The following is a 13,252-nucleotide window of genomic DNA, read 5'->3' as shown; positions in this document are numbered from 1 at the left end:
CGCAGCATGCATAGCTTTGATGTCCTGGTTATTGGCGGCGGTCACGCCGGTGTGGAGGCTGCCTGTGGGGCGGCCCGTATGGGCGCGCGCACTGGGCTGGTCAGCTTCGATCTCGGAGCCATTGGGGCAATGAGTTGTAATCCGGCAATTGGCGGGCTGGGTAAGGGCCATCTGGTTCGGGAAGTCGATGCGCTGGATGGCGTAATTGGCCGGGCAGCCGATGCAGGTGCAATTCACTATCGCATGCTCAACCGTTCCAAGGGTAGCGCCGTCTGGGGTCCGCGTGTTCAGGCCGACCGGGTGCTGTTCAAAGCTGAAGTCCAGCGGATTGTTAAGGCTCAAACAAATCTGACCTTGATCGCGGGGGAGGCTGCTGCACTCCGGTTAGAGGGCGGACGTGTTGTGGGTCTAGAGCTTGCCGATGGCACGGCACTGGATGCGCCGCGTGTTATCCTTTGCACCGGTACTTTCCTCGGCGGGACTTTGTTCCGGGGTGAAGAGCGCTTTACCGGCGGGCGCATTGGTGAAAACTCCGCTCAGCGTCTGGCTGAGCAATTGCGCGGGGCCGACCTGCCTATGGCGCGGCTCAAGACGGGTACGCCGCCGCGAATTGACGGGCGCACGATTGATTGGGCTGTTTTGCCAGAGCAAGCCTCCGATGATGAGAGCTGGACGATGTCTGCGCTCACCAAAAGGCGCGCCAACCCTCAGGTGTTTTGCGCGATCACGCGGACCACGGAAGCGGCGCATGACGCTATTCGCGCAAACCTCCATCGCTCTCCGCTGTTTTCGGGAGCGATTGATGCGGCGGGCCCGCGATATTGCCCATCGATTGAAGATAAGATTCACCGGTTTGGCGATCGAGACGGGCATCAGGTGTTCCTGGAGCCGGAAGGGCTAAACACGCATTTGGTCTATCCGAATGGGATCAGCACCTCCCTGCCGGTGGATGTTCAGCACGATATGGTTCGCGCAATGGCAGGTCTGTCTCGGGCGGAAATCGTCGAACCGGGCTATGCGGTGGAGTATGACCACATTGATCCACGTGCGCTGACACCAGACCTCCAGTTGCGAGCTGTCCCAGGCCTGTATTGCGCCTAGCCAGATCAACGGGACCACGGGTTATGAGGAAGCCGCTGCACAGGGCTTGATTGCGGGCCTTAACGCAGCAGCCGCCGAGACTGACCGCGAGGCGCCTGTCCTGGATCGCGCGAATTCCTACATTGCCGTGATGGTGGATGATCTCACTCTACAAGGGGTGAGCGAGCCATATCGAATGCTCACATCACGCGCTGAATACCGATTACGGCTGAGGGCCAACAATGCTTCCACGCGCCTGACTAAGTTGGGCATTGGGGCGGGATGCGTTGCTGATGAGCGCGCCCAGTGGTTTGAACACCGTGAGGCTATGCGAGCGGTATTAGGGCCCTTGTTCGCGCAAAAGCTCCATTCAAAAGAGCTAGCTGACTCTGGCCTCCCCGTTCGGCGTGATGGCGGTGATAAGCCCATCTCAGAATGGCTTCGTCACGACGGTGTCGAGTTCGCTGATCTGATGACTTGGGTTGATGCCGAACTTGTCGAGGCGCTTTGTGCAAATACGGACCTTGCTGATGAGATGGCTGAGGATGCGGCTTATGAGCCCTATCTCGCGAGGCAGGATGCGGAGCTGCGTGATCTGCGCGCGAGTGAGAATCTGGCGCTCGCAGGGGACTTCCCATTTGCTGAGGTTCCTGGGCTCTCCTCAGAGATGATCGAACGGCTGACCTCTGCGAGTCCACCAACGCTGGCCGCTGCGGGCCGCGTGCCTGGCGTTACGCCTGCTGCTCTGTCGGCTTTGCTGGTTTACGCGCGCCGGTGGCAAACCGCCGCATGAGCGATGACACCATCATTGAGACAGAAGAGCAGGCGCGCGCGTTCGTTGGAGAGTGGGGCGATGCTGCGGCGATCGATCGATTGGAACGCTTTTCCGCCCTCCTTCTTTCTGAAAACAAACAACAAAACCTGATTTCCAAGCCTTCAGAAAGTCAGCTGTGGCAACGCCATATCGCTGATAGCGTTCAGCTCCTACAGCATGTTCCACGTGAAACACGTGAAGATCGTACCGGAACTCCATGGCTCGATCTGGGAACAGGCGCAGGCTTTCCGGGGATAATTTTGGCAAGTCTGTTACCTAACATACCGATGGTTCTGGTTGAATCTCGGGCACGCCGCGTTGAGTTTCTGGAGCGTATGGTCACCGAACTGGACCTCAAGCGATGTCGGGTGGTGGGTGAGCGTTTGGAAAAGATAAAACCATTTCCAGTCAATGTGATAACTGCGCGCGCCTTTGCTCCGCTGGACAAGCTCCTGCGCCTTTCGCACCCGTTTTGCACTGCGCATACGCGCTATGTCCTGCCCAAAGGTCGCTCCGCATCGGATGAGTTGGCGGGACTAAAAGCTCGCAATCGGCGGAAGTTCCACGTGGAACAATCATTGACCGATCGCGACGCAGGTATCATCGTCAGTTTGTGAATTGAGATCGCCGCGTCGAATTGCTTCGTTTGCGGCGATTTTAGACTCACTTGAGCGCAAATACCCCGCAATTGGCGGTTTTTGTGCATAGAGTTTGCTCGTTCGAGCATGAATAAGGAACGCGTTAAGATGCTGACAATCGCCATTGCAAACCAGAAGGGAGGGGTTGGGAAGACGACCACTGCCATCAATATTGCAACAGCGATGGCGGCGACGGGTTGGCGGACCTTGCTGATTGACCTCGATCCCCAGGGCAATGCGTCGACCGGTATGGGTGTTGATGCCAATGATCGGGGCCTTTCGAGCTATGACCTCTTAGTTGATGAAATTGCGTTGGAAGATGCAGTTGTGCCGACCAGCATCCCAGGCCTGGATCTGGTTCCGGCGACGGTGGATTTGAGCGGCGCTGAGGTTGAGCTCGTTTCTGTCGAAGAGCGGACTGGGCGTCTGAAAGCGGCTTTGGCCAATCACGGCGAGCATGATATTTGCTTTATCGACTGTCCACCGTCCTTGGGTCTGCTGACGCTCAACGCTCTATGCGCCGCTGATACTCTGCTGGTACCATTGCAATGTGAGTTCTTCGCGCTCGAAGGTCTGAGCCAATTGCTTCAGACGGTCGAACGCATCCAACAGCGTTTCAATCCTGATTTGGGCATTATCGGTGTGGCGCTCACGATGTTTGATCGCCGCAACCGGTTGACGGATCAAGTTGCTGACGATGTGCGTGATTGCCTCGGCAATTTGGTGTTTGAAACGGTTATTCCGCGCAATGTCCGTTTGTCGGAAGCGCCGAGCCACGGGCTGCCAGCCCTTGTTTATGATCATTCCTGTACGGGCAGCCGCGCGTATATCGCGCTGGCCCGCGAATTAATCGGACGATTCCCACCAGAAAGGAAAGCCGCATGAGCCGCAATGTGAAATCAGGTTCGAACCCGTCTGGCGAGAAAATTGAATTCTCTGTACCGCATCGAGGACCTGGCGACCGGAAGAAGAAGCTCGGTAAGGGTCTAGGAGCGCTATTGGGCGAAACTCAGCGTGAGGAGCCGCTCGTCCGTAGCGATGGGTCTCAAGGTTCTGATAACAAGCCGGAAAATGGAAATGCGAAGCCCGTTTCTGGGCTAGCCGCTCTACCAATTGCTTCCATTAGCCCACTCCCAGGGCAGCCGCGCAAGCACTTTGATGATGCGGCGCTTGCAGAGCTGGCTGCTTCGATCGCGGCGCGCGGTGTTATTCAGCCAATCATTGTTCGGCCGCGCGGCGAGGGCCGCTATCAATTGGTTGCGGGCGAACGCCGCTGGCGGGCTGCGCAAAAGGCGCGTCTGCATGAGATTCCAGCGCTTGTTCGAGAGCTCGATGACCGCGAAGTGATGGCGCTCGCGCTGATTGAGAATATTCAGCGTGAAGATCTCAATCCGGTAGAAGAAGCGCGCGCTTATCAACGCCTTGCCGACAGTGAGGGTATGACCCAAGCGGAAATCGCTCGCATGGTCGACAAATCACGCAGCCATGTGGCGAACTTTCAACGTCTTTTGGGCCTGCCGAGCGCTGTGCTTGACCTGGTTGAGAGCGGCAGGCTGTCGATGGGGCATGCACGCGCGCTTATCGGGCAAGAAAATGCGGCGAGCCTCGCCCAGCAGGCCGTGAACGACAATCTGTCCGTGCGTGAAATTGAGCGTATGGTGCGTAAGGTTGCTGGCAAAGTCGCGACCAAGGCGCCTAAAGCGCAAGTGGGTGGGCGCGATCCGGCGAATGATGCCGATATCGAAGCGGTGCAGCGCCATCTGGAGGAATTTCTGGGCCTGACCGTGCGGATTAAGGCCGATGCAGATCCGCGATCTGGTGCGGTTACGATCCGCTACCGGACGCTCGATCAGTTGGATCTGGTGTGCCAGAGGCTGACGGGCGGCGATATTTAAGGCCGGTCCAGTCTCACTTTCTGCAAAGCGCCGCTAGATCAATGGTTTGATCTGCTTACGCAACGCAATTAGCGTGCGCTCAAGAGTTGCGCCGCGCAACTGCCTCCCCCCTTTTTTTGTTTGACCCGCCGAACGATCCTCTATTCGCAGATGACGCAAACAAAAGCGCGCGAAACCCGCTAAGAGTCCCGCGCGCTGGTATGTTGGTATGTCGCGGGGTCAAAGCCCGCTGAGCTACCTTAGTTCTTGATCATTTTGACCGGGCGTGGTGCCGAGCACAACCCGTGTGGGCTGCTTGATCATTTGTGGCTCAGGAATTGTGCGTTCGCGCACTGGCTCTGGCACAAATTCCTCGCGGACATTCTCGCGAACGATCACGCGCTGGCGCTGAGTGGTCTGAACCGGGACCAAGACCGTCTGTTGCACTGGCTGTGCCTGGTAGCAATTGCAGCCTCCGTAGCCATAAGCGGCGAGTGCAGGTGCATATTGCGGATAGGCATAAGCCGGTGCGGCAATTGTCCGGCTAGCAAAACGCTGAGGCGGTGCAGAGACCAACCCGTTGTTCTGCTGAAGATAATCGTTGAGTGCGGCCTCACAATCATAGCCATCATCATCGTCGCCATCGCCGATCAGGGTGCCGATCGCCAGGCTGGCCAAGCCGCCAGTGCCTGCACCAATCAAGGTGCCAGCCAAACGCTCACCGCTGGATACCCGGTTCCCGATGATACCGCCGGTGATTGCCCCAAGCAGACTGCCAATGATGCCGCCTTTTTCCTTGCCATTGCGGCCGTCAGTGCGGCGGCGGCATTCCGCGAGCCATTGTTCGCGCTCAAATACGACTGGTTGAGACGCTGGGTAATATTGAACCGGGGCGGGTTGGCCGAAACCACCATCCGCTGGCGGGATCGAGCGAGTTGCCGTGCGCGGCGTGATGTAACGCGTGCGAATGACGGTTTCGACCCCGTCTTCGCCCATGATGATCTCTTCAGTTTCACCGAGGGTCCGGCCACCAGTTTGCGCCGGAGCGATCGAGGTCTGAGGCATTGGGGCTGGTGCGGTTTGAAGATCCGCCGGGAGCGATTGAATCTCTCCCTCGGTCATCACAACCTCCGCCTGCGCGAAAGCCGGTGCAGCGCTGGCCAAAGCCAATCCAGCGACCGGAGCGCTGAGGCTGCGAAGCGCGAAATGGAGTGTCGACATCAAAAGTTTCCCCTGTGCTTATAGAGCGATCATGGGGCGCGATATCGTGCGATTCGCACGCCGAGCCCATGGCAGATCGTTAGCTACTATCAACTAACACACCAAACCAGCCAAACAGGGGAACTGTCTCTTTTCGGGGCGATTGAGCGCGGTGCTTGAGTAGCCAGACAAAAATTTTAGCTGAAAGGGAGCTAAATACGCTCGCTCAGTAAGGCGGCGAGGGCTTCTAGCCCGCGTGCATCTTCCTTCGTGAAGCGGGCAGCCTCCGGACTGTCGCAATCGATCACTGCGATCACTTCGCCATTGCGCGTCACGGGCACGACAACTTCGGACTGGCTGGCCGCATCGCAGGCAATGTGCCCTGGGAATGCGTGGACATCCTCGACCAGCTGGGTTTCGCCGCTTGCCGCCGCGGCGCCGCATACACCTTGGCCAAAAGGAATGCGAATACAGGCCGGTCGGCCGACAAACGGCCCAAGCACCAGCTCTTTTTCCGTCCCGTTTTGCACCACGCGGTAAAATCCTGCCCAATTGAGGCGGGGCACAAATTCCCAGATCAGCGCGGCCACATTGGCCATATTGGCGATGCCATCGCTCTCCCCGGCGGTAAGGGCGTCGGCGGCATCGCCCAATTGCCGATAGAGTTCGGCGGGCGCGAGGGTTTCGTCGGGTTGGAAATCATACATGGCGTTAGGCTGTCTAATCGCTTCCCCCATTGCCGCAAGGCCAAGCCTCTTATATCGCGGGAACCTATGGCTATTATTCGCAAAATTCTCATCGCTTTGGTCGTCCTGCTTGTGATCTTGGGCATTGCCGGTTTCTTTTTGACGCGCGGTGACACCGCTGAGCTGTCGGTTGACGAGGTCGCTGGCACCGATCCCACCTTGGAAGAGCCCGATCCGGAGAGTTTTCCGACGGTGCAGATCGCAAAGCCGGTTGGCTGGGAAGAGGGCGCTTTGCCGGTGGCGGCTGAGGGGTTGGCCGTGACGCGGTTTGCTGAAGGCTTGGACCACCCCCGCGTGCTATACGGCCTGCCGAATGGCGATGTGCTGGTCACATTGACCCGCTCGCCCAAGGCAGTGGATGATGGCGAAGGCGGCATCATGGCCAGCATTCGCGGATGGGTCGCGGAATATCTGTTCTCAGAGGCGGGTGCGGCGGGCGATTCGCCAAACCAAATCGTTCTGCTGCGCGATGAAGACGGTGATGGTGTCGCTGAAAAGCAGACCGTGATTCTGTCCGAAGGGCTCGATTCCCCGTCTGGCATGAGTTGGAACGATGGCACGCTCTATGTTGCCAATCACAACGCCGTGTTGGCGTTCCCTTATGAGCTGGGTACGGAAGCGGTCACGGGCGAGCCGACCAAACTGATGGATCTGGCGCCGGGCGGCGGGCACTGGATGCGCAATATGGAGCTGCACCCTGATGGTAATCGCCTCTATGTCGCGGTCGGTTCGGTCAGCAATATCGGCGAAAGCGGGATGGAGGTCGAAGAAGGCCGGGCGATGATCTGGGAATACGATCTGACGGCTGGGCGTCAGCGCCAGTTTGCCGTCGGTCTGCGCAATCCCAATGGTCTCGACTTCAGCCCATGGTCGGGCGAGCTGTGGACCACGGTGAATGAGCGCGACATGCTCGGTTCTGACCTGGTGCCGGATTATCTGACGAATGTGCCAGTTGGCGCGCAATATGGCTGGCCGTGGCTGTATTATCGGACCAACATTGATCGCCGGGTTGAGGCGCCTATGCCGGCCTATCTGATGGAATATGCGCGCTATCCGGAATATGCGCTTGGCCCGCATGTCGCCGCGCTTGGCTTGGTCTTCACTAAGGAGGGCCACCGCATGGGCGATGGCTTTGCCAGCGGCGCGTTCATCGCGCGCCATGGTTCGTGGAATCGCAAGCCGCCGTCCGGCTATGACGTGGTCTATGTCGCCTTTGACGAGCGCGGCAATCCTATCGGCAAGCCCGTGCCCGTGCTCACCGGCTTCTTGAACGAGGATGGTACCACAAAGGGCCGCCCAACTTGGGTTGAATGGGGCGGTGATGGCTCTTTGCTGGTGTCAGACGACACCGCTGGGATCATCTGGCGCGCAATCGCACCCGATGCAGAAGCGGGCGCGGGCATTGCGCGCTTGGAAGGACGCCGCTTGGAGCCTCAACGCGAGCTTAGTGGTAGCCCCAATGCGAGCTTTGGCGAAGACGATTATGCGCGGATCCAGCCCGCTGAGTAACACTCAAGCGTAGATCGGGCCTTCGCGCAAAAGTCGCACGGCGCAACTTTGCCGCGTCGACTTGCCGCTCGGCTCAGCCTGCGAGTTTGTCCGCGCTTAGGGCGTAGAGCAGATCTGAACCGCTGATCGCGCTGGCCCTCAGGCCCGCGGCTTCTGGCACGATATGATCGAGGAAGAAGCGGGTTGTTACCGGCTTAGTTTCCGCCAGAGCAGGGGCTGCGCCTTCAGCAACTGCGCGCACCTGGCGCAGCATTTGCCAACCTGCGACCGCCACCGCAGCCATGGTGCAGAACGCTGTGCTGCCAGCCAAACGATCATCCAGGCTTGCCTCATCACGCATCCAGCGGGCGATATTCGCGCAATCGCTGGCGAGGCCAGCAAGGCCCGCTTCGTTGCTCGCGTCTTGGGCGATTTCGTCAAACAGGCCAATGACAGCTTCGCCGCCCGACATGCCGAGCTTGCGCGTCACCAGATCGGCGGCCTGAATGCCATTGGTGCCTTCATAGATCGGGGCGATCTTGGAATCGCGCCAATGCTGTGCAGCGCCGGTCTCTTCAACGAAGCCCATGCCGCCATGCACCTGAATACCAATGCCTGACACCTCGACGCCGATGTCTGTGCCCCAAGCCTTGACCAGCGGAACCAGCACTTCGGCGCGTTCGCAAGCGGCTTCATCTCCAATCGTGCCGCGATCCACTTGGCCGGCGCAGTAATAGAGCAGCGCGCGAACGCCCTCGGTCAGGGCCTTCATGCGCAGGATCATGCGCCGCACATCGGGATGCTCGATGATCGCAACGGGGGTTTTGTCAGGCGAGCCAGCGCGGGCCGATTGCACCCGGTCCATCGCATAATAGATCGCCTGCTGGGTCGCGCGCTCAGCGATTTGCGCGCCTTGGTTGCCGACATTGATCCGCGCATTGTTCATCATCGTGAACATGGCCATCAGCCCGCGGTTCTCCGCGCCGACCAGCTCGCCGATGCATTCGCCATTATCGCCGTAGCTCATCACGCAAGTGGGCGAGGCGTTGATGCCGAGCTTATGCTCCAGGCTGACGCAGCGCACATCATTGCGATTGCCGAGCGATCCGTCGTCATTGACGTGGTACTTCGGGACGAGGAATAGCGAGATGCCGCGTGAACCCTCTGGCGCATCGGGCAGCCGTGCGAGCACCAGATGGATGATGTTCTCAGCCAGATCGTGCTCACCCCAGGTGATGTAGATCTTCTGGCCAGCAATCCGGTACTTCCCGGCGTGCTCACCCTCAGTGATCGGCTCTGCGGTAGAACGCAGCGCGCCCACATCGCTGCCCGCGGCTGGTTCGGTCAGGTTCATGGTGCCAGACCATTTGCCACTGACCAGATCCGGCATGTACTTCGCCTGCTGATCTTTGCTGCCATGGTGGCCAATCGCTTCAATCGCGCCGACCGACAGCATCGGCAGCAGCGTGAAGGCCATGTTGGCGGACCCGAGGTTCTCCAGCACATTGCACGAGAGGGTGAAGGGCAGGCCTTGGCCGCCAAATTCCTCTGGTGACGCAATTGCGTTCCAGCCTTGCTCGACATAGGCGTGGTAGGCGGGTTCAAATCCCTCTGGCAGGCGCACCACGCCATTTTCCAGCTCCGCACCCTCAAGATCCCCCACGCGGTTAAGCGGCGCGAACTCGCCCGCCGCAAACTGGCCCACGCCATCGACAATCGCCTCGACCAAATCGGCCTCCGCATTGGCAAAGCGCTCGCTTTGCGCCAGCTCTTCGATCCCGGCATTCACTCGGATGGCGAGCAATTGGTCTTGGGTAGGGGGCGTGTAAGGGGTCACGGGCGTTGGTCGTCCTTTGATTGGGTGCATTTCTCGGCTGGAGGCCGCCTGCCTCTTGGCAGGGCTTACGTATGAATATAGCGCAGATCGCATGAGCGACAAGAACCTTACGGAAGTGCTGGATGCGGATGCGCAGGGGATTGCGCGCGCGGCGGCGATTCTCGATTCGGGCCGACTTGTCGCGGTGCCTACAGAGACCGTCTATGGGCTGGCGGCGAGGGCGGATAGCGCCGAGGCTGTGGCAAAGATCTATGCGGCCAAGGGACGGCCGGATTTTAATCCGCTGATCGTGCATGTGCGGGATATCGAGCAAGCGGGAGAGCTGGCCGAGATTTCAGATGCGGCGCGGTCTCTGGCCGAGCAGCATTGGCCCGGCCCGCTGACATTGGTTTTGCCGTGCAAACCGGAGGCAAAGCTCGCTGGCGCAGTGACGGCAGGTCTACCCACGGTTGCGCTGCGAGCGCCCGCTCACCCTGTGATGCAGGCCTTGCTGGAGGCGGTGGATTTTCCGCTGGCCGCGCCGTCTGCCAATCGCAGCGGGTTCATCAGCCCGACGACCGCATGCCATGTGCTTGCATCACTCGATGGCCGGATTGATCTGGTGCTCGATGGCGGACCGACGCAGGCTGGTGTTGAATCGACAATTGTCGCTGTTCGCGCCGACGGCAGCTTGGAAGAATTGCGGCCAGGCCCTGTGGCGTTGGCAGGTGCGCATCGAGCCGAGGCGGGCGGTGTCGAGGCCCCCGGTCAGCTCGCGAGCCATTATGCGCCGGGCAAACCAGTGCGCCTAAACGCCGATCACGCCGAGACGGGTGAGTTTTTGATCGGGTTCGGCGCTGTATCGGGCGATTGCACTTTGTCAGCGGCGGGCGACCTGACCGAGGCTGCGTCCCGCCTCTATGATTGCCTGCACAGGGGCGCTGCCTCTGAAAAGCAGCGCATTGCCATTGCCCCCGTCCCAGAGGAAGGCATTGGCATCGCCATCAATGATCGATTGCGCAGGGCGGCGACCCCGCCAGACTAATCGTCTTCCGGCTCTACCGGGACGGTTGGCAGGATTTCCTGCATTTCAGCATAGGTCGCTTGGGCCTCATCGCAGGCCGCATCATCGCCTTCACGGCATTCCTCGATCTGCTTATCGTATTTGCGCTCAAGCTTGCCCAGCTTCTCTTCGCGGCGACGGATCTCGCGCCCGCGGTTCTCATCAGCCTCAGATTGGCTGGTGGTTGCCACATCCACCGCTTTACCGGCGACCTTCACTGGCGCCGTCACTACGTCGAGCGCAGTGCGGGCAAGGCATCCGCTCAAAGCGATGCTTGAAACAAGGGCGAGGGCCAAGGTTGAGGCAGGGGAAGGTGCGCGCATACGGTACTTGTTGCGCGCATCCCGCCGCTTGGCAAGTGAGGGAAGCGCCGGATTAGCTCTCGTCAGCCTCGTCTTGCGGTGTTTCTGTTTCTGTTGGTGGTTCATCTGCGGCCGGTTCTGCGCCCGCGCGCGGCGCGCAATTGAGGTCGCCTGAGCCGACCGAATTGAGCTCGCACTTGGCGCTGCCGAACACGTTGATATCGCCTGATCCGGCAATCGTCGCTTCGACTGTGCCATCAGAGGAGAAGGCCACATCCCCTGATCCGCCGATCGTCACTTCGGCGCGTTCGGCCATTAGATCATTGAGATTTACGTTGCCGTTGCCGCCGATCCTTACTTCCAACCGGTCCGCAGAACCCGCGCCGTTAACGGTGCCGGACCCGCCAATGTTTACGTCCAGCCTGCTTGCATCGAACTCGGTGACGGTCACACTGCCGCTGCCGCCGATATTGATTGATGCGCTATCCGCCATAACCGGGGTTTCGACATCGCCGCTGCCGCCGATATTGATATCACGCGGGGCGGGCATGGTGATGCGAACTGTTGTCGAACCACCGCTGTCCCAGCTGTCTTCACGGTAAATGGAGAGATCGCTGCCATCGAGATCAAAGCGCAGGGTTTCGACCGCTTCGTCATCGCCCTCCACCGTAATGTCGAGCGTCTCGCCTTCGGTGATGATCACCTTGTCCGGCCCTGCAATAGAGAGCGAATCGGGCGCTGCACCGGTCATTTCGAGTTCGGCCAATGGCACCCCGTCACCGCCGACATTGATGTCCATTTCACAGCCGGACAGGCCGACCCCCAGCATGAGGGCAGCGACGGGCGCGATGCGTTTTGAAAAAGGTGTCAGCATTGGGGGATCCTCCTCGGTATTTGAATAGCGTATTAGTGATATAATACACTACATGCGAAGGTTCAAGCATTGACTGGTTTCTGGCGCGCAAATGAAAAGGGGCCGCCTTTGTCAGGCAGCCCCTTTGAAACATTGCAATAGGAGTGGAGGGCTTAGCCTTCCTCGTCCGGATTGTCGTAATATTGCGGCGCATGTTCGCGCAGAACGTCGAGAATCTTCTCAAGCGCGGTTGGCTCGTCAGTCTCTTCCATTGCGGCCAGCTCCCGCGCGAGGCGGCTGGAGGCTGCTTCAAAGATCTGCCGTTCAGAATAGCTCTGCTCTGGCTGGTCTTCTGGGCGGAACAGATCGCGAGTAACCTCAGCGATCAGCACGATTTCGCCAGAATTGATCTTCGCTTCGTATTCTTGCGCGCGGCGCGACCACATGGTGCGCTTGACCTTTGGCTTGCCCTTGAGCGTTTCCATCGCTTCTTTCAAAGTCTTGTCGCTCGACAGCTTGCGCATGCCGATCGCTTCAACCTTATTGGTGGGCACCCGCAGGGTCATCCGCTCTTTTTCGAAGCGCAGCACATACAGTTCAAGCTGCATGCCGGCGATCTCTTCGTTTTGAAGTTCGATCACGCGGCCAACGCCGTGTTTGGGATAAACGACATAGTCGCCAACGGTAAAAGCAGGCACATTGCTTGCCATGCGAGTTCCTTTCAATTGGCTCAGTTCAATTGCAAATAGCCGACATGTCTTCCAGCGGCGCCGCGATGTGCAAACGCCGTCTAATCATTGCCGGATCTGTTGCTACTGGTCTGAAACCTTCCTGTTTTTCGACCCGGCGCTGGGACCAACCAGCGCGGTTGAACGATTATATAGCACAACCGCAACAAAATTGCGAATCGCAACTCTATTGGCCGCCTGTCAGCGTTTCTAGCTATGGAGCTGGATGCCCGGGCAGGGTCTTTGTTACGCTCTGGCTAGCGTCGGCGTTCGGGCCTTAATCGCCTTCGCCAGGTGCCTCGCTAAAGTACTTCTCAAACTTGCCTTCGACGCCTTTGAAATCATCGGCGTCTGCCGGTGCGTCCTTCTGGCTCGTGATATTGGGCCATTCGGCGGACAGCTTGGTGTTGAGCTCCAGCCATTTTTCCAGGCCGTCTTCGGTATCGGGTAGAATCGCCTCGGCTGGACATTCTGGTTCACACACGCCGCAATCGATGCATTCGCTGGGATTGATCACCAGCATGTTGTCGCCTTCATAGAAGCAATCGACCGGGCAAACTTCGACACAATCGGTGTATTTGCATTTGATACAGGCGTCGGTGACGACGTAAGTCATGAGGTAAGGCTTTCTTTCGATACCGTTTCGAGCG

At 59.1% G+C, this 13,252-nt stretch carries 12 protein-coding genes and 1 pseudogene; 6 read left to right on the top strand and 7 right to left on the bottom strand.

The window, feature by feature from the left end; all coding sequences use genetic code 11:
* The first annotated feature begins 6 nt into the window (after positions 1 to 6).
* The 4 genes and pseudogenes from mnmG (at position 7) to AC0V6U_RS14025 (ending at position 4,427) form a co-directional block, all read left to right on the top strand.
* Positions 7 to 1,873 (top strand): annotated as a pseudogene (mnmG, locus tag AC0V6U_RS14040) (tRNA uridine-5-carboxymethylaminomethyl(34) synthesis enzyme MnmG).
* On the top strand, positions 1,870 to 2,511 hold the full coding sequence (rsmG, locus tag AC0V6U_RS14035) for a 16S rRNA (guanine(527)-N(7))-methyltransferase RsmG (RefSeq protein ID WP_472643751.1): 642 nt from the start codon (positions 1,870 to 1,872) through the stop codon (positions 2,509 to 2,511). Before mnmG ends, rsmG begins: the two are co-directional and overlap by 4 nt.
* Before the next feature lie 129 nt (positions 2,512 to 2,640).
* A complete protein-coding gene (locus AC0V6U_RS14030) occupies positions 2,641 to 3,417 on the top strand; it encodes a ParA family protein (protein ID WP_472645777.1) in 777 nt (258 codons plus the stop codon).
* Positions 3,414 to 4,427, top strand: coding sequence for a ParB/RepB/Spo0J family partition protein (locus AC0V6U_RS14025; RefSeq protein WP_472643749.1), 1,014 nt, complete (start codon positions 3,414 to 3,416; stop codon positions 4,425 to 4,427). Before AC0V6U_RS14030 ends, AC0V6U_RS14025 begins: the two co-directional genes overlap by 4 nt.
* A gap of 234 nt (positions 4,428 to 4,661) precedes the next feature.
* Here the strand turns inward: AC0V6U_RS14025 and AC0V6U_RS14020 are convergent, their stop codons facing one another.
* Together AC0V6U_RS14020 and AC0V6U_RS14015 are read right to left on the bottom strand one after the other, a co-directional pair.
* Positions 4,662 to 5,627 carry a glycine zipper 2TM domain-containing protein gene (locus AC0V6U_RS14020; protein ID WP_472643748.1) on the bottom strand — a complete coding sequence of 322 codons (966 nt, stop codon included), beginning with the start codon at positions 5,625 to 5,627 and terminating at the stop codon, positions 4,662 to 4,664.
* Positions 5,628 to 5,818: 191 nt separating this feature from the next.
* Complete coding sequence (locus tag AC0V6U_RS14015) at positions 5,819 to 6,313, bottom strand: GAF domain-containing protein (protein WP_472643747.1); 495 nt, start codon at positions 6,311 to 6,313, stop codon at positions 5,819 to 5,821.
* 66 nt (positions 6,314 to 6,379) lie between these two features.
* On the opposite strand from AC0V6U_RS14015, the gene AC0V6U_RS14010 reads away from it, so the two are divergent.
* Positions 6,380 to 7,861 carry a PQQ-dependent sugar dehydrogenase gene (locus AC0V6U_RS14010; protein ID WP_472643746.1) on the top strand — a complete coding sequence of 494 codons (1,482 nt, stop codon included), beginning with the start codon at positions 6,380 to 6,382 and terminating at the stop codon, positions 7,859 to 7,861.
* Between the two features lie 73 nt (positions 7,862 to 7,934).
* On the opposite strand, the gene AC0V6U_RS14005 is transcribed toward AC0V6U_RS14010, so the two are convergent.
* Complete coding sequence (locus AC0V6U_RS14005) at positions 7,935 to 9,707, bottom strand: acyl-CoA dehydrogenase family protein (RefSeq protein WP_472643745.1); 1,773 nt, start codon at positions 9,705 to 9,707, stop codon at positions 7,935 to 7,937.
* A 61-nt stretch (positions 9,708 to 9,768) separates the two neighbouring features.
* Between AC0V6U_RS14005 and AC0V6U_RS14000 the strand changes: the two genes are divergently transcribed.
* Complete coding sequence (locus AC0V6U_RS14000) at positions 9,769 to 10,701, top strand: L-threonylcarbamoyladenylate synthase (protein ID WP_472643744.1); 933 nt, start codon at positions 9,769 to 9,771, stop codon at positions 10,699 to 10,701.
* On the opposite strand, the gene AC0V6U_RS13995 is transcribed toward AC0V6U_RS14000, so the two are convergent.
* The 4 genes from AC0V6U_RS13995 to fdxA form a co-directional block, all read right to left on the bottom strand.
* Positions 10,698 to 11,042 carry a hypothetical protein gene (locus AC0V6U_RS13995; RefSeq protein WP_472643743.1) on the bottom strand — a complete coding sequence of 115 codons (345 nt, stop codon included), beginning with the start codon at positions 11,040 to 11,042 and terminating at the stop codon, positions 10,698 to 10,700. The two genes, AC0V6U_RS14000 and AC0V6U_RS13995, sit on opposite strands and share 4 nt — an antisense overlap.
* 52 nt (positions 11,043 to 11,094) lie before the next feature.
* A complete protein-coding gene (locus AC0V6U_RS13990; protein WP_472643742.1) occupies positions 11,095 to 11,895 on the bottom strand; it encodes a head GIN domain-containing protein in 801 nt (266 codons plus the stop codon).
* A 152-nt stretch (positions 11,896 to 12,047) separates the two neighbouring features.
* Positions 12,048 to 12,584 carry a CarD family transcriptional regulator gene (locus tag AC0V6U_RS13985; RefSeq protein ID WP_472643741.1) on the bottom strand — a complete coding sequence of 179 codons (537 nt, stop codon included), beginning with the start codon at positions 12,582 to 12,584 and terminating at the stop codon, positions 12,048 to 12,050.
* Between the two features lie 295 nt (positions 12,585 to 12,879).
* Complete coding sequence (fdxA, locus tag AC0V6U_RS13980) at positions 12,880 to 13,218, bottom strand: ferredoxin FdxA (protein ID WP_472643740.1); 339 nt, start codon at positions 13,216 to 13,218, stop codon at positions 12,880 to 12,882.
* Between the last annotated feature and the right edge of the window lie 34 nt (positions 13,219 to 13,252).

It is taken from the genome of Erythrobacter sp. W36, assembly GCF_057364935.1.
This window is presented reverse-complemented; position numbering and strand designations above follow the sequence as displayed.

Coding starts and splice junctions, on each gene's coding strand:
- AC0V6U_RS14005 (WP_472643745.1), bottom strand. CDS start 9,707: ATGCACCCAATCAAAGGACGACCAACGCCCGTGACCCCTTACACGCCC.
- AC0V6U_RS13995 (WP_472643743.1), bottom strand. CDS start 11,042: ATGCGCGCACCTTCCCCTGCCTCAACCTTGGCCCTCGCCCTTGTTTCA.
- AC0V6U_RS13985 (WP_472643741.1), bottom strand. CDS start 12,584: ATGGCAAGCAATGTGCCTGCTTTTACCGTTGGCGACTATGTCGTTTAT.
- AC0V6U_RS14000 (WP_472643744.1), top strand. CDS start 9,769: ATGAGCGACAAGAACCTTACGGAAGTGCTGGATGCGGATGCGCAGGGG.
- fdxA (WP_472643740.1), bottom strand. CDS start 13,218: ATGACTTACGTCGTCACCGACGCCTGTATCAAATGCAAATACACCGAT.
- AC0V6U_RS13990 (WP_472643742.1), bottom strand. CDS start 11,895: ATGCTGACACCTTTTTCAAAACGCATCGCGCCCGTCGCTGCCCTCATG.
- AC0V6U_RS14015 (WP_472643747.1), bottom strand. CDS start 6,313: ATGTATGATTTCCAACCCGACGAAACCCTCGCGCCCGCCGAACTCTAT.
- AC0V6U_RS14030 (WP_472645777.1), top strand. CDS start 2,641: ATGCTGACAATCGCCATTGCAAACCAGAAGGGAGGGGTTGGGAAGACG.
- AC0V6U_RS14025 (WP_472643749.1), top strand. CDS start 3,414: ATGAGCCGCAATGTGAAATCAGGTTCGAACCCGTCTGGCGAGAAAATT.
- AC0V6U_RS14010 (WP_472643746.1), top strand. CDS start 6,380: ATGGCTATTATTCGCAAAATTCTCATCGCTTTGGTCGTCCTGCTTGTG.
- rsmG (WP_472643751.1), top strand. CDS start 1,870: ATGAGCGATGACACCATCATTGAGACAGAAGAGCAGGCGCGCGCGTTC.
- AC0V6U_RS14020 (WP_472643748.1), bottom strand. CDS start 5,627: ATGTCGACACTCCATTTCGCGCTTCGCAGCCTCAGCGCTCCGGTCGCT.